General features: G+C 64.1%; 23 protein-coding genes and 1 pseudogene. 9 read left to right on the top strand and 15 right to left on the bottom strand.

What is annotated here, in order from left to right; genetic code table 11:
- Positions 1–111: 111 nt before the first annotated feature.
- Together TX88_RS32035 and TX88_RS32030 are read left to right on the top strand one after the other, a co-directional pair.
- Positions 112–531, top strand: a complete 420-nt coding sequence (locus TX88_RS32035; RefSeq protein ID WP_033725375.1) for an ArsR/SmtB family transcription factor — start codon at positions 112–114, stop codon at positions 529–531.
- Entirely contained in the window at positions 528–1,568 is a 1,041-nt protein-coding gene (locus TX88_RS32030; protein WP_033725373.1) for a cation diffusion facilitator family transporter, read from the top strand. Before TX88_RS32035 ends, TX88_RS32030 begins: the two co-directional genes overlap by 4 nt.
- A gap of 61 nt (positions 1,569–1,629) precedes the next feature.
- Here the strand turns inward: TX88_RS32030 and TX88_RS32025 are convergent, their stop codons facing one another.
- From TX88_RS32025 to TX88_RS32000, 6 genes are all read right to left on the bottom strand, one after another.
- A complete protein-coding gene (locus TX88_RS32025) occupies positions 1,630–1,983 on the bottom strand; it encodes an arsenate-mycothiol transferase ArsC (protein ID WP_044524883.1) in 354 nt (117 codons plus the stop codon).
- Positions 1,984–2,069: 86 nt separating this feature from the next.
- Entirely contained in the window at positions 2,070–2,543 is a 474-nt protein-coding gene (locus TX88_RS32020) for a GNAT family N-acetyltransferase (RefSeq protein ID WP_088304394.1), read from the bottom strand.
- A 58-nt stretch (positions 2,544–2,601) separates the two neighbouring features.
- A complete protein-coding gene (locus tag TX88_RS32015) occupies positions 2,602–3,270 on the bottom strand; it encodes an arsenate reductase ArsC (protein ID WP_033725367.1) in 669 nt (222 codons plus the stop codon).
- Positions 3,267–4,379, bottom strand: a complete 1,113-nt coding sequence (gene arsB / locus TX88_RS32010; RefSeq protein WP_033725366.1) for an ACR3 family arsenite efflux transporter — start codon at positions 4,377–4,379, stop codon at positions 3,267–3,269. The genes TX88_RS32015 and arsB overlap by 4 nt, the downstream gene beginning before the upstream one ends.
- Positions 4,376–4,741 carry an ArsR/SmtB family transcription factor gene (locus TX88_RS32005; RefSeq protein WP_033725365.1) on the bottom strand — a complete coding sequence of 122 codons (366 nt, stop codon included), beginning with the start codon at positions 4,739–4,741 and terminating at the stop codon, positions 4,376–4,378. Before TX88_RS32005 ends, arsB begins: the two co-directional genes overlap by 4 nt.
- A 107-nt stretch (positions 4,742–4,848) precedes the next feature.
- Positions 4,849–5,337, bottom strand: coding sequence for an ArsI/CadI family heavy metal resistance metalloenzyme (locus TX88_RS32000; protein WP_033725364.1), 489 nt, complete (start codon positions 5,335–5,337; stop codon positions 4,849–4,851).
- Positions 5,338–5,440: 103 nt separating this feature from the next.
- Here TX88_RS32000 and TX88_RS31995 point away from each other — a divergent pair, with 103 nt between their 5' ends.
- A complete protein-coding gene (locus tag TX88_RS31995) occupies positions 5,441–5,800 on the top strand; it encodes an Rv2640c family ArsR-like transcriptional regulator (protein ID WP_033725383.1) in 360 nt (119 codons plus the stop codon).
- 459 nt (positions 5,801–6,259) lie between these two features.
- Here the strand turns inward: TX88_RS31995 and TX88_RS31990 are convergent.
- From TX88_RS31990 to TX88_RS31980, 3 genes and pseudogenes are all read right to left on the bottom strand, one after another.
- Positions 6,260–7,660, bottom strand: a pseudogene (locus TX88_RS31990) (hypothetical protein); the annotation flags it as partial.
- 76 nt (positions 7,661–7,736) lie between these two features.
- Entirely contained in the window at positions 7,737–8,084 is a 348-nt protein-coding gene (locus tag TX88_RS31985; protein ID WP_033725363.1) for a helix-turn-helix domain-containing protein, read from the bottom strand.
- On the bottom strand, positions 8,081–9,184 hold the full coding sequence (locus TX88_RS31980) for a tyrosine-type recombinase/integrase (protein WP_033725362.1): 1,104 nt from the start codon (positions 9,182–9,184) through the stop codon (positions 8,081–8,083). The genes TX88_RS31985 and TX88_RS31980 overlap by 4 nt, the downstream gene beginning before the upstream one ends.
- 342 nt (positions 9,185–9,526) lie before the next feature.
- Here TX88_RS31980 and TX88_RS31975 point away from each other — a divergent pair, with 342 nt between their 5' ends.
- The 5 genes from TX88_RS31975 to TX88_RS31955 all read left to right on the top strand — a co-directional run bounded on the left by TX88_RS31975 (position 9,527) and on the right by TX88_RS31955 (position 12,820).
- On the top strand, positions 9,527–9,808 hold the full coding sequence (locus tag TX88_RS31975; RefSeq protein WP_044524625.1) for a type II toxin-antitoxin system Phd/YefM family antitoxin: 282 nt from the start codon (positions 9,527–9,529) through the stop codon (positions 9,806–9,808).
- 1 nt (position 9,809) lies between these two features.
- Complete coding sequence (locus TX88_RS31970) at positions 9,810–10,085, top strand: type II toxin-antitoxin system RelE family toxin (RefSeq protein ID WP_044524623.1); 276 nt, start codon at positions 9,810–9,812, stop codon at positions 10,083–10,085.
- A gap of 234 nt (positions 10,086–10,319) precedes the next feature.
- Positions 10,320–10,496, top strand: a complete 177-nt coding sequence (locus tag TX88_RS34440) for a hypothetical protein (RefSeq protein WP_162563252.1) — start codon at positions 10,320–10,322, stop codon at positions 10,494–10,496.
- A gap of 244 nt (positions 10,497–10,740) precedes the next feature.
- Positions 10,741–11,235 (top strand): hypothetical protein, encoded by a 495-nt coding sequence (locus TX88_RS31960; RefSeq protein ID WP_044524621.1) that lies wholly within the window; start codon positions 10,741–10,743, stop codon positions 11,233–11,235.
- Between the two features lie 262 nt (positions 11,236–11,497).
- Positions 11,498–12,820, top strand: coding sequence for a hypothetical protein (locus TX88_RS31955; RefSeq protein ID WP_131821433.1), 1,323 nt, complete (start codon positions 11,498–11,500; stop codon positions 12,818–12,820).
- Between the two features lie 71 nt (positions 12,821–12,891).
- On the opposite strand, the gene TX88_RS34770 is transcribed toward TX88_RS31955, so the two are convergent.
- From TX88_RS34770 to TX88_RS31935, 4 genes are all read right to left on the bottom strand, one after another.
- A complete protein-coding gene (locus tag TX88_RS34770; RefSeq protein WP_044524616.1) occupies positions 12,892–14,490 on the bottom strand; it encodes a hypothetical protein in 1,599 nt (532 codons plus the stop codon).
- The gene (locus TX88_RS31945; protein WP_044524613.1) at positions 14,487–15,473 is read right to left on the bottom strand and encodes a protein phosphatase 2C domain-containing protein; all 987 of its coding nucleotides are present in this window, start codon (positions 15,471–15,473) and stop codon (positions 14,487–14,489) included. Before TX88_RS31945 ends, TX88_RS34770 begins: the two co-directional genes overlap by 4 nt.
- A 23-nt stretch (positions 15,474–15,496) precedes the next feature.
- Entirely contained in the window at positions 15,497–16,153 is a 657-nt protein-coding gene (locus TX88_RS31940; RefSeq protein WP_044524881.1) for a vWA domain-containing protein, read from the bottom strand.
- A gap of 396 nt (positions 16,154–16,549) precedes the next feature.
- On the bottom strand, positions 16,550–16,876 hold the full coding sequence (locus TX88_RS31935; RefSeq protein ID WP_044524612.1) for a hypothetical protein: 327 nt from the start codon (positions 16,874–16,876) through the stop codon (positions 16,550–16,552).
- A 194-nt stretch (positions 16,877–17,070) separates the two neighbouring features.
- Here TX88_RS31935 and TX88_RS31930 point away from each other — a divergent pair, with 194 nt between their 5' ends.
- Positions 17,071–17,520 carry a hypothetical protein gene (locus TX88_RS31930; RefSeq protein ID WP_162563251.1) on the top strand — a complete coding sequence of 150 codons (450 nt, stop codon included), beginning with the start codon at positions 17,071–17,073 and terminating at the stop codon, positions 17,518–17,520.
- 41 nt (positions 17,521–17,561) lie between these two features.
- On the opposite strand, the gene TX88_RS31925 is transcribed toward TX88_RS31930, so the two are convergent.
- Positions 17,562–17,954: a hypothetical protein gene (locus TX88_RS31925; RefSeq protein WP_074415848.1), complete on the bottom strand. Its 393-nt coding sequence runs from the start codon at positions 17,952–17,954 to the stop codon at positions 17,562–17,564.
- A 439-nt stretch (positions 17,955–18,393) separates the two neighbouring features.
- On the bottom strand, positions 18,394–23,514 hold the full coding sequence (locus tag TX88_RS31920) for a helicase-like domain-containing protein (protein WP_244438729.1): 5,121 nt from the start codon (positions 23,512–23,514) through the stop codon (positions 18,394–18,396).
- Between the last annotated feature and the right edge of the window lie 184 nt (positions 23,515–23,698).

Genomic DNA, 23,698 nt, shown 5'->3' with positions numbered 1-23,698 from the left:
GACGCTTGAATGACGGGGCGCAGTGATCGCGCCTGGCCCACGCCCGCGTGGCCCGGGCCACCACCTGATCAACGTTTTACACTCGCTCCATACTCCTACTATTATCTGCGCATGAATGCAGATAAAGGGGCTTGTAGTCGTCGGCTGCCCGACGACCAGGTCGATCTGGTGGTCGAGGTGTTCCGGATGTTGGCCGATGCCACTCGAGTTCAGGTGCTGTGGGCGCTGGTGAGCCGCGAGATGTCGGTCAACGACCTGGCGACCCATATCGGCAAACCAGCGCCGTCGGTATCTCAGCATTTGGCGAAGCTGCGGATGGCGCGGCTGGTGCGGACCCGCCGCGAGGGCACCACGATCTTCTACAGCCTCGACAACGACCACATCGGTCAACTTGTCACCGACGCGGTGTTCAACGCCGAACACGCCGGACCAGATGTGCCGGGCCATCACCGCGACGCCGCCGACCTGGCCACCCTGCATCCCGCCACCGTCGACCCCACGCCGATCCGATCGAAGGGACGCCGCACATGATGCACAAGGCCCGACCCGCCGCGGCTGTCGGACATGACCACGGTGAACACGCCGGTCACGACCACGGCTTAGATCACGGCCACGATCACCCCAAAGGCCTGCGCGCAGCGATCAAGGAGATCTTCGCCCCGCACAGCCATGACGCCTCCGACAGCATCGACGGGGCCCTGGAATCCAGTGCCGCGGGCATCCGCGCAGTCAAGATTAGCCTCCTCGCGCTCGCAGCGACCTCCATCGCGCAGCTGGTAATCGTCGTGATCTCCGGGTCGGTAGCCTTGCTGGCCGACACCATCCACAACTTCTCCGACGCCCTGACCGCCATCCCGCTGTGGATCGCTTTCGCGCTGGGCACCAAGGCCGCCACCCGCCGCTACACCTACGGCTACGGCCGCGCCGAAGACCTGGCCGGACTCTTCGTGGTCGCGATGATCACTCTCTCGGCCATCATCGCCGGCATCGAATCCGTTCGCCGGCTGATCAACCCGGTTCCGATCCAACACCTCGGATGGGTCGCCGTGGCCGGGCTGGTCGGCTTCATCGGCAACGAACTCGTCGCGGTCTACCGCATCCGCGTCGGACGCCAAATCGGGTCGGCCGCCCTGATCGCCGACGGGCTGCACGCCCGTACCGATGGCTTCACCTCCCTGGCCGTGCTGCTCGGCGCCGGCGGCGTCGCCCTAGGCTTCCCGCTGGCCGACCCCATCATCGGCGTGCTCATCACCGTGGCGATCTTGGCGGTACTGCGCACTGCCGCACGCGACGTGTTCCGACGCCTACTGGATGCCATCGACCCCGCACTCGTCGCCGCCGCAGAGACCACGCTGGCCGCCGAACCCGGTGTCACCGCTGTGCGCAGCGTCAAAATGCGCTGGATCGGACACCGCATCCACGCCGACGCCGAACTGGACATCGACCCGTCCACCAGCCTCACCAACGCCCATCAGATCGCCCACGACGCCGAACACGCCCTCACCCACGCCATTCCGAAACTATCGAGCGCACTGGTCCACGCCTACCCCGCAAGCCCCACCACCTGAGTCGAGCACCTTCCCGCGAAACACCGGGAGGCGAGTTGTCACTGCGGCTCTGTCTGGATGGCTAGTCGCTGAGACTGGCGGCGAGGTTCTGGACGCGGGTGTTGATGTCGTCGCGGATAATTCGCATGCGTTCGATTCCGTCGATGCCGCGGAGTGAGGGTTCGTCGGTGTCCCATCGCTGGATGGTGGTGCCAGGGTGGTTGCCGAGTTCGGCTTGGGTGCCGACGATGACCACCAGGTCCGCATCGTCGAGCATCTGATCGGTGAGTTGGACGGGCTGGTGGCCGCTGATGTCGACGCCAACTTCGGCCAATGCCTGCGCTGAGAGGTCGTTGACGGCGGTCTTGGCGTGGGTGCCCGCCGAGGCGACGTGAATGGCTGTTCCTGCGATGTGGTGCATGAGTCCTGCTGCCATCACTGATTTTCCGGCGTTGCTGACGCAGACGAACAGGACGGTTGGGGGTGAGTTGGTCACCGGGTGTTCTCCTTCGTTGTGGGCGGTCAGATGATGTGCGGGCTGCGCCGCTCGAGGAGGATGACGTCACGCCAGTGGCCGTGGTGTCGGCCGTGGCGCTCGCGCACGCCGACGACGCGGAATCCGGCCCGGTGGTGAAGGGCGAGAGTGGCGGTGTTCTCGGGAAACACCTGGCTTTGCAGGGTCCAGATTCCGGCGTTCTCGCTGGAGGAGATCAGAGACTGCAGCAGCAGTGTCCCGATACCTTGGCCGCGAGCGTGCTCGGCGACATACACACTGAGCTCTATCACCCCGGCATGCACGCACCGTGATGAGACAGGTGCAGCGGCAGCCCATCCCATGACGTGTCCGTCGGAGTCGGTGGCGACGAAGCGGTGATCCGGGAGGTGTTCGGTGTCGAAGGTTGCCCAGTCCGGAGCATTGAGGTCGAAGGTGGCGTTTGCGGTGTTGATCCCGGCTTGGTAGATCGCCAGGACGGCATCGGCATGGTCGGCGGTCATTGGCGCCACCTGATGTTGACTGCGGATCATCGCGACGGATGCTCGTGCGGTGCGATGGTCACGGGGTGACTGCGACGTTCAGCTGGGCCAACAGTTGGTGGATGCGTTGGTCGATTTGGTCGCGGATTGGGCGCACAGCGTCGAGGCCTTGGCCGGCCGGGTCGGGCAGTTCCCAATTCTCGTAGCGTTTTCCGGGGAAGATCGGGCAGGCGTCCCCGCAGCCCATGGTGATGACAACGTCGGCGGCAGCCACGATTTCGTCGGTCCAGGGTTTGGGGTATTCACTGGTGATGTCGATACCGACCTCGGCCATGGCAGCGATCGCGGCCGGGTTGATCTCGTTTCCGGGTTCAGAACCCCCCGACCAGGCGATCGCGTTGTCGCCGGCGTAATGGGTGAAGTAACCGAGCGCCATCTGCGAGCGGCCGGCGTTGTGTGTGCAGAGGAACAGCACGGTGGGCTTGCCGTCGCTGATCTTGCCTTCGACCCGTGCCAGGGCGTGCAGGCGTTGGCGGGCGAACCGTTCGGCCAGCAGCGGCAGGAAGTTGGGAATGGTGGCGCGACCGGCGAATTGGTCGTAGGACGAGCAGAGGAACCGTTCGATGGTCTCGGTGCCGAATGTGCCATCGAACTCGCCGTGCAGCCGGGTCGCCGCGGTCTTCAAGGCGAGCTGTTGGTCGATCGAGAGGTCGTCGCGCAGTTGGTGAGTGACGGGGCTGTCAGTCATGGTGTGGGTTCCGTTCTCGTCGTCGAGCCGGTGGGCAGGTGTTGGGGGGTGTGGTGGTGGAATCGTTTGCGTAGCGCCAGCGAGACATAGACCAGGGCGACCAGGACCGGGACTTCGATCAGCGGGCCCACGACGCCGGCCAGGGCTTGGCCGGAGGTGGCGCCGTAGGTGGCGATCGCCACGGCGATCGCAAGTTCGAAGTTGTTGCCGGCGGCGGTGAACGCCAGGGTGGTGGTGCGCTCGTAGCCGAGATCCAAGATGGTGCCGAGCAGGTAGCCACCGCCCCACATGATCGCGAAGTAGGCGAGCAGGGGCAGGGCGATGCGGACCACATCCAGGGGTCGGTTGGTGATCTGATCGCCTTGCAGGGCAAAGAGAATCACGATGGTGAACAGCAGCCCGTAGAGCGCCCAGGGCCCGATCCGGGGTAGGAACTTGGCCTCGTACCAGTCGCGGCCTTTCGTCTTTTCTCCGATCCGGCGAGAGAGGTAGCCGGCCAGCAGTGGGATGCCGAGGAAGATGAGCACGGATTTGGCGATCTGCCACGGTGAAGTCGAAATGGTGGTCTGTTCCAGGCCGAGCCAGCCAGGCAGCACTGACAGATAGAACCAGCCCAACACCGCGAACATGATGACCTGGAAGATCGAGTTGAGTGCCACCAGGACTGCGGCGGCTTCGCGGTCTCCGCAGGCCAGGTCGTTCCAGATGATGACCATGGCGATGCAGCGGGCCAGCCCGACGATGATCAGTCCGGTGCGGTATTCGGGCAGGTCGGGCAGCAGCATCCAGGCCAGCGCGAACATCAACGCCGGGCCGAGCACCCAGTTCAACACCAGCGAGGAGAGCAGAAGTTTGCGGTCTCCGGTGACGGTGTCGAGGCGGTCGTAGCGGACTTTGGCCAGCACGGGATACATCATGATCAGCAGGCCCAGGGCGATGGGCAGTGAAATACCGTCCAGCTGAACGCTTTCCAGCGCGGTGTTCAAGCCGGGGATCCAGCGGCCCAGCAGCAGGCCGGCGACCATGGCGGCGCCGATCCAGACCGGCAGGAACCGATCCAGGGTGGAGAGCTTGCCGACGACCGGCGGCGCAGTGCTGGTGTCGGTCATGCCGGCACCCCCGCCAACGTCGCGCCGAGTAGCACGGCCAGGCTGGCCAGTGCGTCGGGCACCACCGCGTAATACACCCACGAGGCCCGACGCTGCGAGGTGAGCAGGCCGGCGTCGCGCAGCACCTTGAGGTGATGACTCACGGTGGGTTGGGAGACCTCCACCCCGGCCGAGATGTCGCAGACGCAGGCCTCGCCGCCGGCGTGGCTGGCGATCGCCGAGAACAACTGCAGCCGAACCGGATCGGCCAGGGCCTTGAGTTTGACTGCCATATCTGCGGCCTCTGCGGCCGAGAGGGGTTCCCCCAGTAGTGCTCCGGGTGGGCAGCACGCGTCGTCGACCGGATCAGATGATTTCGACATACATCAATATTGATACTTATCGAACTAGCCGTCAAGCCAGGCCACCAATGACCAGGGGCCCACCATCGTGTGATGGTGGGCCCCTGGTGTCGTGGCGCGGATCCCGCTCAGCAGCAGGCCGACGTCTTCGCCGCTTGGGGCTCCGCGTCGGCGGCGGCAGTTCCGCCGCAGCAGACTCCACCCTCGGCAGCCTCACCCTCGGCGAGAAGCTGGGGATTGGTGCCGAATGTCTCGGAGTCGGCCAGCACCGTGTAGACCTCCCATTTCTCTCCGGCCGGGCCGGTCACCCAGACCTTGTCCTGGGTGGCAAAACAACAGGTCGTGCCGATCTCCTCATCGGTGAACAGCCCTTCGCCGGTCAGGCGGGCGATCTCGGCGTGCACCGTCTCGCTGGATTCGACCTCGACCCCGAGGTGGTTGATGGTGCCGCCCTTGCCTGGGTTTTCGAGCAGCACCAGCTTCAGCGGCGGCTCGGTGACCGCGAAGTTGGCGTAACCGGGCTTGACCTTGGCGGGGGAAACGCCAAAGAGTTTGGTGTAGAACGTGATCGCCTCGTCGAGATCATCGACGTTGAGCGCTAACTGAACACGGGACATGATGGGCCTCCAACCACTGATGAGACATATATCGAACTGACGCGTCAGTGCTCAGCATGCCACCTTTTCGATATATGTCAAGAATTGTGGCAGGATGGATGTCATGCCCAAAGCGCTGCCCGTGATCGACATGTCCGCCCCGGTGTGCTGCGCCCCGGTGGCCGCCGGACCGCTCAGCGACGCCGACGCCCTGGAGGTGGCGATGCGCCTGAAGGCCCTGGCTGATCCGATGCGCGTGAAGATCATGTCGCTGCTGTTCAGTTCGCGCCCTGGGGAGGAGACTAGCGGGGAGCTGGCCGCGGTACTCGACCTGGCCGAATCCACGGTCAGCCATCACCTCGGGCAGCTCCGCAAGGCTGGCCTGGTGATCTCCGATCGGCGTGGCATGAACGTCTTTCACCGGGTGAAACCCGAAGCCCTGCAAGCACTGTGTGTGGTGCTCGACCCGAATTGCTGCCAGTAGATGATCCCGCCGAGCGGCCACATGTAGTGCGATCACCGCGGTCCTGCGTGAGGGCCAAGTTCGTTACGGATCCTGCGTGTCGTGAGCGTTGCCCGGCCTGTCGTGCTCGGCCGGGTTGCGGGCCCGTGCCGCCCACCGTTGGTGTGCAGCCTGCGGCGAGATACCCAGTCTCGCAGCAATTCTCGTCCAAGTGAACCCGGAGCGATAGGCGTGTAGCACAGCCTGTGCGAGTTCCTCTTCGGCTGCGGTGACAGCGGCCCGTGCTTGCGTGACGGTGTCCGCTGCGCCATCAAGGGCATCGAGGAGAGCCTGAACGGGACTGGCTGGGGGAGCACCATCGTCGATGTCGTCATCGGTGAGGTCTAAGGTCAGTTGGTCACCGTTGTCAGCGTGCGCAAAGTGAGGAACAGGCTGCGGCTGCTGTCGCGGAGGAATCACGCTGCTCCGTTCGGGTGCGGTGGATGCGTAGGCGGCCCAGGTGTTGCCGGCGTCCGCAGCATGTTTTTGGGTGACTTGGTCGCTGTATCCGAGCATCTCGGCGACCAGGGGAGCGGGGACCTGGGCGACGAGTTCCTTCAACGCGGTGTTGCGTGAGCCCAGCGTGTTGATGCCCACCCATCGAAGCCGGTGCATGATCGTTTGTGGGTCCAGGTGCCAGCCCGGTCTGCTGCTGGGGAACATCCAGGGGGTGCCGACGGCTCCGCCGGTGGTGCGCAGATTGGGTCGATGGCGAAGGTGGTAGTTGAGCTGTGAGGCGAACGGTTCGGGCACCGGGATGGGCTGTTTGCCCAGCGCGATGAGCGTTTGCCCGTCGGCTTGGGAGATAACGGTGCTCTGCAGGGCAGCGATTTTGGTGAGTGGTTGTGCGTAGAGCAGCACGAGGACGCCGGCCACGCGATAGGGAAGGCTTTCGGCGTTGCCGGTGAGCAGTTCCTTGAGCCAGGCCAGTCGCTGTTCTTGGGTGATTGTCGGGGTTGTTCTGGCCTGCCGGAATCCGATCTGCACTCCGGTATTGATCCTGCTGCTCTTGGCCCAGACGAAGAATGTTCTGATCAAGTGGCGGGTGGTGGGTCCCGATGCGAGATATTCGTCGACGTCGTGCTGTGTGCAGTCCACGGCGGTGCGGCCATGGGTGTTCTCGAGCCAGGTGAGGAATTTGATGGTCTCGGTGATCTCTTGTTTCGCGGATCGCTTCGGTCCGTCGGATGATTGGCCGGGCTGGGACTCACTGCGTAACCGACGTAGGTGGTGCCAGGTGGCGAACTGCTCAATCGGTGCGCGGACTGCCGGTGAAGCGACGGCGCCCAGTTTGGCGCTCAACCATTCTTCGAAGCGTGCCAGGTGTTCGTCTCGTGGTGGGAGCAGTCCATGGTGCTCCAGGATCGATCGTAGGTGGCCGATGTGTTTGCCGCGGCCCGCTGCAGTGAGGCCGTCGTGGGTGAGTGGTATTGCGCCGGAGGTGATCCCGCCGAGCATTTCCAGGACCTTCTGGCTGCGTTTCCAGGTCAGGATGCTCTCGGGCCGGTCCACGCCGCACAGTACTTCGATGAGGGTCTCCATCGCGGCAGAGTCTGCCGGGTGGTGCAACAGGATCCGGCAGAGGTCATCGCGCAGTGCGCATCGGGCGCAAACGCCGTTGCGGTAGATCTCGCCTTCCTGTTTGCAGGTCCGGCAGGTGAAGTTGCCGGGGATGCCGGAGCAGGTCAGGCAGACCGGCCGTGGGTCGGTGTGGTTCGCGCGTCCTGGTAGGACGCCATCGTGGCCGCAGAGCGGGCAGATGCCATGCGTGCGCATCGCGGCGTAGAAGCAGCTGTGGCAGAGCTGATCACCGGGCCAATACACCCGCAGTTTGTTGGCCATGCGGTGGCACCTGCTGCACTCTTGGTCACCATCAGTGACCGGTGGCCTTCCACGTCGTGTCGAGCGGGGCTTTGGGTCAATGGTCATCGGTGATGACTCGGGCGCGCCGTGGTCGGACCGATTTGTTGAGTTCGACGACGTTCGGCGCGGGCGGGGTCGTGCCCGAGGCGGTCTTGCGGCGGCGGACGTCGGTGGCGGTTACTGTGACCAGGTCTTCGACGCCGCAGCCCAGGATGTCGCACAACGCCGCCATCAGCTGCAGTGAGACACGTTCGGGCCGTTGATGAACGACGCGGTACACCTGGGGCCGGGACAGCTGTATCCCACGCTCGGCGAGCCGGGGGATCAGGTCGGTGCTGTTGTGCATGCCATGAGCGGCCATGAGCTCGGCCAGTCGCCAGCTGTAGTCGACTTCGCGTTTCATGAGGTTTCCTCTCCCAGCGAGAGCGCATCCTTGATGGTCTGGTCGAGCACGCGGCGCAGGGTGCGGGTCCGAAAGTCGCTGCCAACACTGGTGTACAGCGATGTGGTGCTGGCGAATTCGTGGCCGGCCTGGTCCTGGACGAACTTGGCGTCCCAGCCGTCCTCGATGAGGTGGGTGATGTAGGAGCGGCGAAACGAATGCAGATCCAGGCCCTCGGCCAGGCCGAGATCTTTGCAGTAGCGCCGAAACCGGCGCAGCAGGGTGTTCTCGGCGACCAGTGAGCCCCGCTCACTAGGGAACAGATCGATGCTGTCGTCGATGTAGGGCTGGCCGTGAGCCAGCCAGTCGGCGATGATCTCCGGCGTCCAATCGAAGACTGTCAGCACGGTGCGACGCTTGGGCGGCGAACCCTTCTTGGCCTTGCCGTAGCGGACCAGGACCGCGCCGTAACGGCCGAACTCCGCGGCATGGGGATTGCGGGAGAAGTCGACAGTCTGCAGGTGGCGCAGCTCGTTGAAGCGCAGCCCATAGGAGTAGGCGACCTTGAACATCACCGAATCCCGGTAGGCCGGCAGCCACCCCTTCCTGTTCGAGTTGGCGATCAGCGTGACCTGATCATCGGCGTGGTCGAAGAAAATCTGCAGCTCCTGCTTGGTGAACGGCCGCTTCTCGGGGGACTGCTCATTGTCCTGGACGTGCGTTGCGGTGTTCCAGGCAAAGAACACCTGCGCGGGGTGCGTACCAAAGCGCTGTTCGCACACCCGGTCCCAGCCATAGTCAGGATCGGCAATATAGGAGCAGAACAACCGCAGCCCGTTCTGGTAGCCCCGCACGGTGGACTGCTTGACAGCCTTGATGCTGCGGAGGTCACCGAAAAACTCCTCGACGATGGCCGGCGTCCACGACCAAGGGAACTCGTTGGTGTCGGCGATGAAGCGGCGGACGAGTGCGATCCGACCGGCGATCGTGTCGTGATCGAGGTTTCGACATAGTTGCTGGTTGCGCCACCCATCCAGCATCTCGTCGACGGTTTGGACCTCGGGATGCAGCAGGGGGACCGAGCCGACGAGGTACACGCGACCGCTCTTATCGACAGGCAAACCGGCCTCCAGGCTGTCTCATCTGATGCATCATTGAATCATCTAATGAATCATTACCACATCGGTGCAGGTAGAGCCATCGCTTCCAGGAGGCTTTTATCAGCGCGTCGAGGCGACCCCGCGCAACTACCGGCGTAGCAGGCCCGTCGTGTTGACCCACAACTTCAGTGGGCCAACGACTTTCGCCTGGAATCCCCGGAATGACGGCGCCCATGCCAATCGGGGCGATCGGGCCGGAAATGATTCATCTGATGAAAACGGAGACTTTAACCTGACATAAGATAAATTATCGGCCTTTATTCAGGCCTAGCCAAGGGTGAAATACAGGCCTATAGTCGGGTCATGAGAATCATGCCGATCTCACGCCTGAAAGACAAGATCAACGAGTACGTCGACGCGGTGTCCCAAACGCACGACCAGATCACCATCACCAAGAACGGAGCACCCGCGGCGGTGCTCATCGGCGTCGACGAATGGGAGTCGCTTCAAGAGACTTTGCACTGGCTCTCGCAGCCAGGCACCGTCGCCTCCGTTAGTGAATCCGAAGCCGACATCGCCGAAGGTCGCACGTTCGGCGAAGACGAAATTCGAGCCGCATACCAAATCCCGCGGCGGACCCCCTGACGTGCCCGACTCGGACAACTACACGACACGGTTCACCGCAACGGCGCGGCGCGACCTCGACAAACTGCCACCACGCATCCTCGGTGCCGTCATCGAATTCGCCTTCGGCGACCTGGCGCGCGAACCACGCCGCGTCGGCAAGCCGCTGGGCCGAGAACTGACCGGCCAGCACAGCGCTCGGCGGGGCCCCTACCGAGTGCTCTATCGCATCGACGATGAGAGCAACACCATCTGGGTCCATCGAATCGACCACCGCGCGAACATCTATCGGCCGTAGACGCCACAAATCGTCATGTGACAAATATCCTGGTGATGGAGGGGGGAATCCAAAGAAATGAACGCATCCAAGTTTCTCAGCCCTGACTCGCATGGGCAGGTGTACATCTCGACTGCAAGCATCTTCAGAGCGATGGTTACCCGCGAATTCGTGGGCTGCGAAGCAGATTTCACTTGCGCCCCCACCGAGGGTGGATGCAGGGCGACTGGCGTACGAGCCGACGGGGACGGCAGCTTGACGTGGATCTGGGGCAACCTCGGACATCTGCCCGTGGTCCGACTGGAAGAAGGGGTTTACAACACTCCGGACTGGGACATCGTGGTGGCCGCCAATGGTGGCCTGCGCGTGACCAATAGAGCAACGGATAGGGCTTTTTTGGTCGACGCCGATCGCGTCGAGACCACCGCTTAGACGAACCCACCTCGCGTGCATTGAAATGGCAAGGCGGTGCCGCGCTGAATTCCGAGGCCATCGTTCAGCGTGTGCTGAAAATTCAAAGGCGCCTGTGGTGTGCGCATGCGCTGTGGCGGCGCTACGGTCAGGCTTACCGATGCCGAGCAAAGGGGTGTGGCGCGAGTGACATTCGGCGGTGGTGTTGGGCTGGGACCGTTCCTGTGAGCGGCGATATGTCGTACCTGCGAGGGAGAATCAGACCATGAAGATCTTCGACGACGAACGGCGGTGTGAGCTGCTGATTCGTGGGTTGGCTGCCTTCGGGGGGTTGGCAACCTTGGTTCTATTTGTGGTGGCGACAACGAAGCTGGTCGCTGTGTTGCAAGCCTCCACTTCGTCGGTGAGCACCTTGGATGTGGGAATCAACGCGTTTGTAGTGTGCGAACTGATCGCCGTGGCCTTGATCGCTGGGTACATCTTCGAGCACGGGTTGGTTGGAGCCCGCCGGGTCGGTGCACTACTCAGGGACACGGCGGCGGGACAGATCTTCGCAGGGCTGATCGCAGTTGTGCTGGCAATCGGCTCCTTTTCCACGGTGAGCGCCGCTGACGGGTGGCAAGCTCGGCTGGTGGCGGTTTTGTCCACAGCGTTTTGGGCTGTGATGGGCCTGCGGGCACTGCGGCTCGGCCGGCGGCAATGGATTTTCGATCGCGAAACGACGCGTAACGGTCCTGCCATTGAGCGCATTCCGGAATAGATAGAGGCCAATTGTCTTGAGCACCAGCGAGAATGACTCGTACAGCGACTGGGACAGCGTATCGGGCCACCGCTGGTCGGTCCCTCGACTGCGCGTCGGCGCTGTCGCCGAAACCCTGGGAGTGGACCCCCTGCTTGATATCGGGGCGTCAGCGCCGGGCCTGTCACCGCCTTTTCACGACGAGATCCTCGGTTGTGAGCTCTGGTCACTCGGCCAGGTTTATGACTTCATCTTGGTGCACCGACCAGAGCTGATCGACAAGGTGGAGCGGCTGTACCCGTTCACCTCGGCTCTGGGCCCGGCACGGTTCCTTTTCGGCGAGATCCGCGGATCGTTCGCGGTTCACGCATGGCAGCCGACCGACGGTCGTGGCCCGATCGCGGTCGCCTACAGCGGTGCGGCTGCCAACGACAGCGACCTTCCCGTCCACGCGGCGGCGCTCCTCGACGAGTTACCTTGGGCAACCGCCGTGTGCTTTCCCGACGAACTTGGACAACGGGCGCCCGATGGCCAACAGCAGCCCAGGGTCGTGGTGGTCGAGCCGCCGAGGGCCGGCGCAGCAGATCCGTTGGTGTTCAACGACTACGCATGGTTCGACATCGTGGGACTGCTTCGGGTCGACCTGCCTTGGTGGTCGAAGTACTTGCGCGACTTCAACGCGATCGCCGCCTGGGAACCGGGCACGCCAGTGCAACAGCTACGAGCATGGCCAGGAAACACCGCGCCCGACCGGCTTTACGGTTTGCAAACCCCGAACACCCCGGAGTATGTCGCGGCGGTGATCGGTCGAGCAGTGACATACCTCGATCACAAGCTGCGGCATGACGCACAGTTCGACCGCAATGCTGGCCACGATGGGTTCGTCGCGCGCCAAGGGCTACGCCAGGCGGCCGTGGCAGCGCCAGAGCCAGCGCCCCCGCCCGACAGTGCCCTCACTTTCAGTGAGGCAGCGCTGTTGCTCCATCAGCCGTGCAACGACGAATCGGTCGCGAAAGCGTGTCGAGAGCTGCTGCTGAAGGCCCTGGAAGATCGCAATCCGATACGGGGCAGCACGTCGATAGCGCGGTCCACAGATAACCCTTTGGCGGTGGAGTGGATAGCTCGCCTTGAGGACGCCGTCGACGCAGACGAACTCGGTTTCTGGATCGTCCGGGTAATCAACGCTCTCGACGCGAACGAGTGCACGATGCACCGGGATCCGCTCAACCCGCACTGCTGGGTCGTCAAGACCGCCGACACCGTCTACGCGTCAGCGGCTCAGTCCGTGCCAGCCACTGGGCAGCTCAGTGAGGTCGCCTTCGACGGTCCAAGCCAGGCCTTCTTTCGCGACTCGACCGGAACGCCGTGGCCGTGGCCCGTCGACGGCACGGGGTATCCGTCGTGCGGGCCGCAGGGCGGTGACGCTGGTCATCAGAGGCTCACCGAGCAAATCGCCAACCTAGTCTTTGACGCCGGCATCAACTTGGGACAGCGCGTGATCCCGTACGACCGGGACAGCGCCTTGGCGAAATTGGTTGCGGTGACGCCGCCGCGCCTTTCGATCAGACCGAATGACCCGGTCCTGGCGATCACACTCCCAACCTGACAAGAGCTGCCCTGAACGCCTGCTGCGACTCACACGAGGCCCACCGCGCGGGGAAACGACGAGACAGCACGCTACATGCCTGGCGGGGTCAGAACGCAGTCGGTGTTGAGTGGCCCTTCGTGGAAGTCGTCGAGGCCGGCCCGGTCTAGGCAGTGTTGGGATATTGCGATGACCAGGAGGTCTCCGTGTTTCTTGTAGACGCTGAGGATGCGGTCGTGGTCCCAGACGGCACACTTTCCGGGGCCGAACTTGTAGGACTGGCACCGCTTGGTGATGGCGTTCTTCCAGTTTGTAGGTAGGCAGCCCAGTTTGAGCGCGTGCATGCTGCTGTCCGGGCCGGGTTGAACAACCCAGTAGTTCAACCCGTTGTCGCAGTCGACGGGGTCTTCCCAGTAGTTTCTGATCCAGGGGCCGTCCCAATAGGGCTGTTCGACGCTGGTGGGAGTGGGCGACGTCGTGGTTGTGGTGGTGGTCGGTGTGTACCAGGGGGTCGTGGTTGTCGGCACCGTGGTGGGAGTCGGTGTGACGTAGACCGTCGACGCGGTCACCGTGCGCGCGGCCGAGCTGGTGTCAGTGCTGTCCTGACGGCTTGCGACAGCCTTTATTCCGAGGGCAATCAGCAGAGTGATCGCGGCGACGGCGACGACCGCGCTAATCGGCACACCGCTCGTCGCGGGTTTGTTCGGCACAGTGGCCAAAGGGGGTGGTCCCCCGCTGTTGCCCGAGATAACCGGTGGAGGCGTAAGCGCTGCAGCGGCCGTGGGTTTCGGTGCGCTCTGCGCGACGGCGATGGTGTGTGGGGTGGTGTCTTGGTGGTGCTGCAGATCTTCGATGACCCGGCCGAGGATGTGTGTCCAGGCCAGAGGCGCCGGCCGTTTGGGTGCTGGTCGCGTCAGGGTGTCGGTGATGAGTTGGCGCAGCAGGCGCGGTGTGGTGTCGGGAAGCGATGTCGGGTCTTTGAGATGTTGTTCGCCGGCGAACAGGCGCAGCGCCAGTAAGCCGAGTTTGTAGGAGTCGGACTGGGGTGTGGCTTTCTCCTCCCCGTCGGGAGTCCACCATGCCGGGGTGTCGGCTTGGGGCAGCGCCGAGCGGCCGTTGACACGCATGGCGTCGCAGTCGATGAAGTGCACGGCGGGTGGGTCGAGCCGAAACAGCAGGTTCTTCGGCGAGAGGTCGCCGACGCAGATCCCGTTGGCGTGCAGAAATACCAGCGCCGAAGCGGTTTCGCGTAGCAGGCGGCAACGTTGTTCATCGGTGAGCGCGATGCCGAGTTTGTCGAGGAATTCCGGCGGGTTGAGCAGGTGCTGCATTTCGGCCAGTGCCGGGCCCGGCCCTTTGGCGGTGGTGAGGCTGATGAAGAAATCCGGTGACAGCTTGGGCATCACGAACCCGGTCAGCGCTCCGTGGGCTTGGACGGTCGCGCAGGGCCAGGCGGCGATAGAGATCAACCGCTCCCCCTCGGTGGCGGACAGCGACTCGAGGAAGGCCGGCATCGCATCGAGGACGTCGACATCGATCGTTTGCAGCGACTGGCTGGTGTATTCCTTGTACACCATCGCTCCGGTGAAATTCGTTGCTACCGAAGGCGCGTCGTAGACGATGCCCTGACCGCCGCGGTTGATTCTGGTCAGCTCGCCAAGCTTGTCGCGCTCGATCCGGCTCACCATCATGCTGGTCGATGCTCCGGCGAGAGCGGCCAGGCGGCCACGAGTGTGCGGTCGTCAGTGAAGGTCTCGCGGCTGAAGTCGACGACGCGGCCGAATTCGAGCAGTGACGGCGGGATCGGCGCGGTTAGTGTGGTCCGGAGCAGGTCACCAACTGCGCCTTTGCCACTGCCGAGTGGGTCGCCGATGCCGTCGGTGCCGACAAGCAGCACGTCGCCGTATTGGATGTGCAGCACCATGGGATTGAGGTCGGTCGGTACCCGTGGCAGACCGGCCACAGTGGACGATGTCACCGGCGAGGACGGATCTTTGCCGCCCAGGACCGGTACGAACTGTTTCTCCCCTGCCGAAAGCACCCATGCCGCTGAGTCGCCGACGCCGAGCAGATGTACGCGTACCGACCCGAGGGCTGCGGGCTCTACGACCGCACAGACCAGTGTGGTGGCGAGGTTCTGTTCGGCCCGGGCGGCGTCGGGTTCGGGTAGGGCCAGCAGGGCTTGAATCTGTTCGCTCAGTGCCCAGGCGGTGCTTTTGACCAGGGCGGGCCAGTCTGTGTCAGCGGTGTCGGACGGCATCTGTGTTTGCAGCCACTGCGCGGCGTAACGGGTTGCGGTGGTGGCACCAATGTGTGATTGCGGAGCTTGGGAGACGCCGTCGGCGACGATAATAATCACACGGCCGTCGCCGAGGCGATGCACGGCGAAATCGTCCTGGCGCGGGGTGCCGTTGTGGCGGTGCAGCGCACCGCGCATCGACGCTCCCCGCACGGTCAGCCAGTCGGTGGACCAGCCGTCGAGTACGGTGTCGGGCCGAAAAGGAAACGACCGGAACTCTTCGGCGATCACCGCGGGTTCGATCACCGGCGACGGGGCTCCGATGATGACGGGAGGTATGGCGATCGCGCCGGCGGGGGCGGTCGTCCACGGCCCGTCGTGTTCCTCAGGCGGCTCGCTGGGTGTGCGTCGGGGTAGCCATCCGTGCCATTGCATGGTCGCTGTACCTGGCCGGCGGTTTAGACGACGTCGACGGCGAGGGTGAAGCCTTCGGGCTTTTCGACCTGGAGCTCGGCAGAGCCGGAAGCGAAGGCCTGTCCGGAACTGATCACCGATTGGGTCAAGGAGGTGATGAACTCCGATAACGCTGTGCCGGTGTCGATTCCACGTGCAGCGACGTATGCGAAATGCGGCTTGGTGGCGACTTCGCGGACTACGGCGGCGTCGGCGTCGCCGATCCCGAAGGCAACAATGTTGGGTGCGGCGGGTTGGGCGAGCAGCCCGGCCCGGGCGGACCGCCAGTCTTCGTTGTGGCTGGGCAGACCGTCGGTAAGGAAGAACACTGCCGGTCGATGCACGATGTAGCCCTGATCCTTGAGGGCCGGCACATCGACGGAAACCCGGTAGGTCAGTTGATCGAACGCAGCACAGTAGGACGTCAGGCCCCGTGCACGTAGGGGCACCATGGTCGACAGGTTGCGCAGATCCTCGGGCTCCAGATAGGTCTCGGCGGTCTCGGCGAACCCGATCACCGAAAACCGCACCATCGCTGCAGCGAACGACTCACGTTGCAGCGCATCGTGCAACGACACCAAGCCTTGGTTGAGCTCGTCGACATATGGCTGCATCGAACCGGATTCGTCGGCGACGAAGTAAATCGGCAGAACTTTACCCATCGGCTCCATGTCGGGCCGCTCCCCCCTCGTGCTGTCTTACCACCGTATGTTAGCTGTGAAGTGTGACGGTCACGGGCTCAGGACTATCAGCACGTGGATGCTCGAGGTAAGACGAAACACCCACGCGCACTATTGGCCTCTGGTAGCGAATTTGAGGCTCATCGCTGGACAGGCGGTGAACCGGGATGTTTTACCGTGTCGCACAACTGGGGCAAACTTCCTGCGGCCCTGCGCGGCGGATACGGTTGAGGAGTGGTCGGCACGGGCATCTGTTTGAGGGGATGCAGGTGATGCCCGTGCCGGTATGAGCTTAGAACGCTGAGCGTCGGGCGGAGGTATTTGGCGCTGGCCAATGACCGCAGCATGCGCGCGGTGGACCGAACGAGTCCACAGCGGCTACGGCGTGGGAAGCTTGGAACCGTCGGCAGGGCGCAGTACCCATGCGGGTATCCAGTGGGTGACGTGGCGCTTGTGAGGACCGAAGGTAATCGGGTAAGTGACCAATCCCCACCAGTGGCCTTGCTCGCACAGGCCCCAGCAGGTCAGCTCTCCGGTCACTGTCGTGTTCACCTGCAATCCGAACGGATGGTAACGACCACGCTTGTGCGGCTCGCGCGTGAACAACGTGACGAGGTCGACGAGCACCGCTTGCGCAGGTCGCACGGGGCGAAACACCGCTGAGGTGGGTTGGCCCGAGTAGCCGATCGCCTGCAGCTCACCCATGGATTCGATAATACGTTCGAACTAGGTTGGGCGGAGGGGCGCTGGCGTTACCGGGTGCGGGCTGTGGCGGTGACCCGCGTGAAGCTCCCGTCCACGCTCACCGTGCAAGCCGACTGGGTGGCGGTCGTTAGACAGCGGCTTATGCTGGCGGTGTGGGGTTTGTTGATGCCCAGATCGCCGAGTTGGTGGCGGTGGTGGATGAGCTGATGGGGCCATCCACTGATGCCGTTCGTCCAGGCTTCAACGGCTCTCACGGTCTGGTGCGAGCCGCGGTCGATGACGTCTCGGAATTCCACGGTGCGGCGAGCAAGTCCTGGCAGGTCGCGCATGAGTCAGCGGCGGCGCAGCAGGCTCGGTTGAGTGCAGGCGACCAGGCGGTGGGCGCGTTGTTGGCCGCAGTGCATGAACGGGCCGTTCAGACGCAACGGCAACTGGCTGCGATCCGTGCGGACCTGCTGGCGCTCAACACTGGCGATGCCAGTGAGGTGCAGACCCGGGCCGAGAAGATCGAGGCGGTCGATTTCGTGCAGGCGAAGGCGCGAGAGCTTCAGAAGATCACCCATGAGTCCCAGCGGTTCTCGGGCGAGATGGCCGGCAAGCTGCGCTCGGCGGCCGCGAGATATTCGAATCAGGGGACCGTGTAAACGCTGTCCCCGCCTTGATGGTCGTGGGCGATGTTTTCCGGTCAGCCGAAGCGCAGCAGGTCGGTGACCCGCAGTTGGACGTAAGCCCTCCCGGTGGGGCCGAGGTCGACGAGCTCGGGGTCATTGTTGATCGCGTCGGCCACCTCGGGCGGCAGCTCTTGAAAGGCGGTGACGCTCTGGAGTTCTCCGGCTGCGACAAGCGTTTGGATGTAGCGGTGGGCGCGGCGAGCCAGGGTGTCGATGTGCTCCCAGAAGTCGGTGCCGTATCCGGTCACGGCTCGTAGCCTGTCGTGCGGGATGTTGTAGACCCCGATGTAGGTGTAGTGGTCGTTGACGAAACGGACGCGTGCGGTCGGGGCCCCGCTGTCGTCGGTGCAGCCTTGCCGTCGCCCTGCGAATAGGGCGACGGTCGCGACGTACGTGATGGTGGTCATGGCGGTCTCCTTCGCGATCACTGTTGCCTATAGTCTACATGATATGTCGACTATAGGCAACATATTCGTGTGGCAGGTCGAGGACGGAGTGCGCGCCTGTGTGGTGGTCAGACTTCGAACAGGGCCAGCTGTATGGGTTTGCCGCGGGGTCGTGGTGATCGCGTCGCTGCCCTGGATTGTTTGTGGGCGATGTGCTCAAGGGCGGCGGTGAGGATGGCTGCGGGGCAAGCGTCGAGTGTGTGACTGTCGGCGATGGTATTCCGCAGCGGCGGGGGCAGCATCGGTAAGTGGACGTGGCAGATCAGTCCGTCTGCGGGTTCGTCGCATCCGGTCACTCGGCAGGTGGGTAGCTGAGATGCGGGTTGGCTCATGGGTGGTTTCCTTGCGAGTTGTGTTGCGGTTCAGGTCGTGTGGTGGGCCGGGCCGCGTCGTTGCTGGCTCAGAGGTCGTGGCCGAGGCTGGGGTCGTCGGGGCCGCGGTGGTAGTTCTGCAGGGCTATGCGTTCCTGTGCGGCGATGCGACGGCGTAGGACGTCCGCGGTCGGGCAGCCCGATTCTTCGAGCACTGCTGGGGTGGGGTTGAGCAGCAGGCTCCATCCCGGGCGCCGGCCTCGCATGATCATGCGCTGCTCGGCGGCGCGGGCCTTCTCTTTGGCCTCGGGGCTGTCGGCGGCCAGGCGCAGCTCGAGGGTGAGTGCCGCGAGCTCGGCTTTGGCGGCATCGAGCGCCGCGGACTCCTCGAACGGTGCGGGGGGATGTTCGAGGAGGTCGTCGAGTTGGGTTTGGTCGCGCTGCATTTCAGCGCGCAAGTTGGTTTGGTGTGCGGGCAGGCCTGTATAGAGGTTTTCGAGGCGTTTGACCAGGCCGCGGGCTTTGGCAGCACCGGATTCCCCTGGTGTGGCGGTAGCCAATAGTTCGTCGGATTTCACTTCTGTGGCCCGGGAGGGCACGTTGAGTCGCAGGATGAGCATGTCGTGCATGAGCGAGCGGGAGCCGAGGACGTCGATGCCGTTGACGGTGATGCCGACCGGTTCGAACACTGACGCGCCTTCTTTGAACCGGCTGTAGGCGTGTCGGCATGCTGCGGCGACGGCGGCGGCCTGGTTGCCTCGGTCGGTGTAGCTCTTCCCGTCGATGCTCAGCGGGGGCGGGGTGTCGCGGGCGGTGAGGTCTTCGGCCGCTTTCACTACGGGGTCGAGACGTTCAATGTTGTTGCGCTGGTTGGGGATGGAGCGTTCGAGTTGGGTGACCTGCCAGTCGCGTTGGCGCACGGCCTGGTTGTGTGAGCGTTCCAGAGCGGTGAGGCGGCGCACGTCCTCGTCAAGTTCGACCTGGCGTAGGTAGCGGGGGTCGCCGGTGGCGATCGCCTTGGTTTCGGCAGCGGCGGAGCCGATGTCTCCCCCGCTGAGGTCTTCGATCTCCAGGTCGACGACTTCGTTGCGGCGCATCTGCTCGATGAACAGAGCTTTAGCTTGGACCTTCTGCCACATGACGGTGTCGTAGGTGGACTCGGTGACATAATTGAAGATCGAGACACCGTCGAGGTTTTGGTTGCCCTGCCGGATGATGCGGCCCTCACGTTGCTCCAAATCGGCTGGACGCCAAGGGACATCGACGTGGTGGAGCGCGGCGGCGCGGGCTTGGACGTTGGTTCCTGTGCCCATCTTCTCGGTGCTTCCGATGAGGACAGACACCTCGCCTCGGTTGCAGTCGGCGAACAGGGCCCGCAGTTCGGAGGGTTTGCGGGCTTCATGAATGAAGCGGATGGCCTCAACGGGCATCCCCCGAGCGACCAGTTCATCTTTGATGGCCTGGTAGATGGTGAATTGATGGCGGTCGGCGCTGGGGGTGCCGCGGTCGCAGAACACGATCTGTAGGGGCCCGGTGCGCGGGAGGGGGGCGCCGGTGTCCTTGTCGTAGTAGACCCGGTCGGCCAGCGGGGTGTGGACTGCCATGATGCGCTCGGCGACGGCTTCGGCGCGGCTGTGAGCGGGTTTGGGCAGGTGGGCCAGGCGAGGATCGAGTGAGACGTTTCTGCCGTCGTTGGCGATCTTGAGGACATTGTCGCGTCGGGGATTGCGGGCGTCGAGGTGTTCGGCGCGGTATCCGAGGTCGCTGATGAAGTCGCTGACCTGAATGTCGGGCTGCAGGCTGACGATTTGGCGTTGCCCGGTCAGCAGCGGTGGCAAGGCCACCGGTACCTGGTCACGGGTAACGACGTCGGTGTAGGCCGAGGACAACGCCAGCAGCTCGATGAGATTGGTGAACTTTCCGACACGGGTGACGGGTCGGAGCTTGGTGCCGGTGGCGTTGACTTCGACGGTGCTGACGGTGGTGGTGAACGCTGCGCCCCAGTCGCCGAGGTCTTCGACTCCGGCATCGCGCAGCAGGTCGGGCCGCAGGTAGCTTTGCATGACCCACAACTCCCCCAGCGAGTTGGCGATCGGGGTGCCGGTGGCGAAGGTGGCGACACGCTCGACCACCTTGTCTTCAGGGATGCCGGCGGCCAGGGCTTCGTCGCGGCGCCGCTGCCGTAGGATCCGCAGTTTGAGAGTGAGATCCTCAGCGCGCTGTGAGGAAGCCGGGCACGACAGTTCCTCGATGTTGCAGACCCGCTGCTTGTTTTTGAACATGTGGGCTTCGTCGATGAAAAGGTAGTCGCAGCCGCTGTTTTCGAATCCGAGGCCTTGGTCTTTGCGGTCCTGACCGACAAGGCGTTCCAAGCGCTCTTGGGTTTGCTTGATGGCCAGCTCGATGCGTTTGATGGTGCGGTCGGAGTCGGCGGCGAGAAGTTGGCTGCGCAGCTCGGAGAGTTGTTCGGCGATGTAGTCGGACACGACAGTCGGGTCGACACGGATGGCCGTGAATGCCGACTGCGGGATGATGACCAGATCCCATTCGCTGGCCGCGGATTGGGCGATGAAGCGGCGTCGTCCTTCGGCGGTCGTGGCCGAGGATCCTAGTAGGACTCGGGCTGCGGGATACCACTGGTTGGCCTCGCGGCCTACCTGCTCGACGATGTGGTTGGGCACCACAATCCAGGGTTGGCGCACCAGCCCGAGTCGGCGCAGTTCCATGGCCGCCATGAGCATGGTGCCGGTCTTGCCGGCGCCCACGACATGGTCGAGCAGTGTGGAAGGTTCGGCGATAATGCGGGCCACTGCGTTGCGTTGGTAGGGGTGCGGCGTGAAGTGATTCGACAGCCCGGGCAACCGCAGCTTGGATCCGTCGTAACGCGGGGCGCGTAGTGAGTTGAAGCGCTGGTTGTATTCGGCGACAAGGACTTCGGTGCGTTGCGGGTCGCTGAAAATCCAGCGGCGGAATTCCTCGGTGATCTTCTCGCACTTGCCTTGTGCGGCGAAGGTGCCTTCGGTGTCCAGAGCGCCTTCGTCGGTGTAGAGAATGACGCTGCGGCTGTTGCAGATCGCGTCGAGCAGGCTGACCGCGTCGCAGCGGTCGCGGTCCAGGCCCCAGGTTTCGGTCATGAGCCGGCCGCGGCGTTTGTACTTGGCGACGTCGATGGTCCAGCGGCCGCCGAGGTGCTCGGCGATAACGTCGGTGACGCCGAATGTTTCCTCGGCGAACTGCGCCAGGTAGCGGGCGTCGACCCACGGTGCTCCCGGGCGCACCGTGATTTCCTCGGCGGTGCGATCGGGTGGGATCAGCTCGCGCAGCTTCTCGGCGTAGCTGGCGTAGACGGGATTGGTTTCGGCGGCCAGTGCGGCGTTGGTGTGTTTGCGGCGGACGTTGCCCGACAGTGCGGTTGAGGCGGGGATCAGCTCGTCGGGATCGTCGAGGCTGGGATAGACCAGGCCGTCGATGAGGTCACGGGCGTCGGCGACGGGTACTTCGAGTAGTCCGGCGATGTAGTCGAGGTCGATGCGCAGGTTGCGATCCAGGCTCATGGCCACGGCGTCTTCCGGTGTGTCGGCGTGCAGACGTTCCGGGGCCGGGGTGAGCTGGTCGGTGGAGAAGATGGGTGCTTTGGTGGCTTTTCCGGTGTCTTCGTCGAACTCTTCTAGCGAGGAGAGCACCGCCCAGCCGGGGTCGTGGCGTATTCCGCCGTCGAGGTGGCTGCGTTTGCGGTAGGGGGCGGGAGCCTCCCAGGCCGCTTCGTCCCATTGGGCGAGCAGTTCGTCGGGGACCGGGCCACGATACGGAAGGCCGGGTTGTCCTTCTTTTTCCCTCCACCGTGTTTCGAGCGCGGCAACTTTCTCGTCGTGGCGTTCTTGTGTGACTTCTTTGGGGTAGACCCAGGTGAACCGGTTGATCGGTCCGTGTTTGCTGACATATCGGTCGTAGAGGGTGTTGAGGTGCGCGCGCAGTTGGTCGCGTTCGGTGTGGGGACGGCCTTGACTTTGGGCCAGCATGAGGCTGGTGGCCACATCACGCAGAGCGATGAGCTCGCGGGTTTCGGCCATCCGCGACTTCGGGGTGTTGTTGGGCGCCCAGCCGTCGCGGGTGCGATACTCGATGCCTTTGGTTTCGGGGTTGTAGCGCAGCGTGTACGGCGGGGTGTGCTCACCGCGGTCGGCGGCGGTGATCAGTCCTGGGTCGAAGGTCTCGGGCGCAACGACGGTGAGGTCGTCGGCGCGGGCAGTGAGCCCGTAACCGCGGTCCAGTGCCCGGTCGACGATGTCGGAAAGTGTGGCGGCGAGTTGTTCGGCCAGGACCGCGCCGGTGGCCCCGTCCACGGCCAGCGCGGGTGAACCGTTGAGACCTCGTCCCAGCCCCATGGTGCCCAGTACGCGGTCGGGGTGGGTGGCGAAGTAGGAGTTAACGACCACGTCGGTGGGTTCGTCGGTGTCGTCGAGCATGGCAGCGGTGGTGGTGACCCATTCGGGCAGCTGCTCGGGTGCGGGCTGGTCGGGATCGCGGCGGCGCAGGATCAACAGATCGGTGACCACGTCGGTGCCGGCGACGCGGCTGAATGCTTTCGACGGCAGCCGGACTGCGCCGATGAGGTCGCCGAGGTTGGCGATGGCGCGGCGGGCAGTGTCTTTGGTGGCATCAAGGGTGTAGCGCGACGTCAGGACCGCCACGTAGCCCCCGGGCGCGGTCAAAGCCAGTGCCTTGACGATGAAGTGATTGTGAATCGAGAGGCGTTGCGGGTTGTGGCTGGGGTCGGTGATGGCGTATTTGCCGAAAGGCACGTTGCCGATGGTCAGGGCAAACGAGTTCTCCGGGACGCGGGTGGCTTCGAATCCCTGGTGACGGATTTGTGCCGACGGGTACAGGTGCGCGGCGATCGCGGCGGTGATCGCGTCGTTTTCGACGCCCACCATGACCGCGTTCTCGGGTGCGTGGTTGATGAATGTTCCACTACCGCAGCCGGGTTCGAGAACGCGGCCGCCGCTGAACCCGGCCTGGGTCATGGCTTGCCAGATGGTCGCGGCCACGGCGGGGTCGGTGTAGTGAGCGTTGAGGATAGAGGCCTCGGCCTGGCGATACTGAGTATCGGTAAGCAGTTCACGCAGCCGTTGCCGTTCGCCGGCGAAGGTGTCGTTGCGAGGGTCGAAGACGGCGGGCACGGCGCCCCATCCTGACCAGGCTGCCAGCACGGCTTGTTCCTCGGCGGTGGCCGGCCGCTGCGCGGTGCGCAGTACCTCGAGGAGTTCGATGGCCGCGATGTTGGCGCGCGCGCGGGCTTTGGCGCCGGTGGGGACTCGGGTGTCGGTGCTGGGAGGGAAGTCAGTGGCCGTGCGGTAGCTATCGGGTACGGGTACATCGGCTTCCTCGGCGGTG

This window comes from Mycolicibacterium septicum DSM 44393, from assembly GCF_000455325.1.
Lineage (GTDB): Bacteria > Actinomycetota > Actinomycetes > Mycobacteriales > Mycobacteriaceae > Mycobacterium > Mycobacterium septicum.
Note: the sequence above shows the minus strand (reverse complement) of the source record. Positions and strands in the feature narration are given on the sequence as shown.

Excerpts from the sequence above, each read along its gene's own strand:
- TX88_RS32035 (WP_033725375.1), top strand. The coding sequence starts at position 112 with ATGAATGCAGATAAAGGGGCTTGTAGTCGTCGGCTGCCCGACGACCAG.
- TX88_RS32030 (WP_033725373.1), top strand. The coding sequence starts at position 528 with ATGATGCACAAGGCCCGACCCGCCGCGGCTGTCGGACATGACCACGGT.
- TX88_RS32025 (WP_044524883.1), bottom strand. The coding sequence starts at position 1,983 with ATGGCAGCAGGACTCATGCACCACATCGCAGGAACAGCCATTCACGTC.
- TX88_RS32020 (WP_088304394.1), bottom strand. The coding sequence starts at position 2,543 with ATGACCGCCGACCATGCCGATGCCGTCCTGGCGATCTACCAAGCCGGG.
- TX88_RS32015 (WP_033725367.1), bottom strand. The coding sequence starts at position 3,270 with ATGACTGACAGCCCCGTCACTCACCAACTGCGCGACGACCTCTCGATC.
- arsB (WP_033725366.1), bottom strand. The coding sequence starts at position 4,379 with ATGACCGACACCAGCACTGCGCCGCCGGTCGTCGGCAAGCTCTCCACC.
- TX88_RS32005 (WP_033725365.1), bottom strand. The coding sequence starts at position 4,741 with ATGTCGAAATCATCTGATCCGGTCGACGACGCGTGCTGCCCACCCGGA.
- TX88_RS32000 (WP_033725364.1), bottom strand. The coding sequence starts at position 5,337 with ATGTCCCGTGTTCAGTTAGCGCTCAACGTCGATGATCTCGACGAGGCG.
- TX88_RS31995 (WP_033725383.1), top strand. The coding sequence starts at position 5,441 with ATGCCCAAAGCGCTGCCCGTGATCGACATGTCCGCCCCGGTGTGCTGC.
- TX88_RS31985 (WP_033725363.1), bottom strand. The coding sequence starts at position 8,084 with ATGAAACGCGAAGTCGACTACAGCTGGCGACTGGCCGAGCTCATGGCC.
- TX88_RS31975 (WP_044524625.1), top strand. The coding sequence starts at position 9,527 with ATGAGAATCATGCCGATCTCACGCCTGAAAGACAAGATCAACGAGTAC.
- TX88_RS31960 (WP_044524621.1), top strand. The coding sequence starts at position 10,741 with ATGAAGATCTTCGACGACGAACGGCGGTGTGAGCTGCTGATTCGTGGG.
- TX88_RS34770 (WP_044524616.1), bottom strand. The coding sequence starts at position 14,490 with ATGATGGTGAGCCGGATCGAGCGCGACAAGCTTGGCGAGCTGACCAGA.
- TX88_RS31945 (WP_044524613.1), bottom strand. The coding sequence starts at position 15,473 with ATGCAATGGCACGGATGGCTACCCCGACGCACACCCAGCGAGCCGCCT.
- TX88_RS31940 (WP_044524881.1), bottom strand. The coding sequence starts at position 16,153 with ATGGGTAAAGTTCTGCCGATTTACTTCGTCGCCGACGAATCCGGTTCG.
- TX88_RS31935 (WP_044524612.1), bottom strand. The coding sequence starts at position 16,876 with ATGGGTGAGCTGCAGGCGATCGGCTACTCGGGCCAACCCACCTCAGCG.
- TX88_RS31925 (WP_074415848.1), bottom strand. The coding sequence starts at position 17,954 with ATGACCACCATCACGTACGTCGCGACCGTCGCCCTATTCGCAGGGCGA.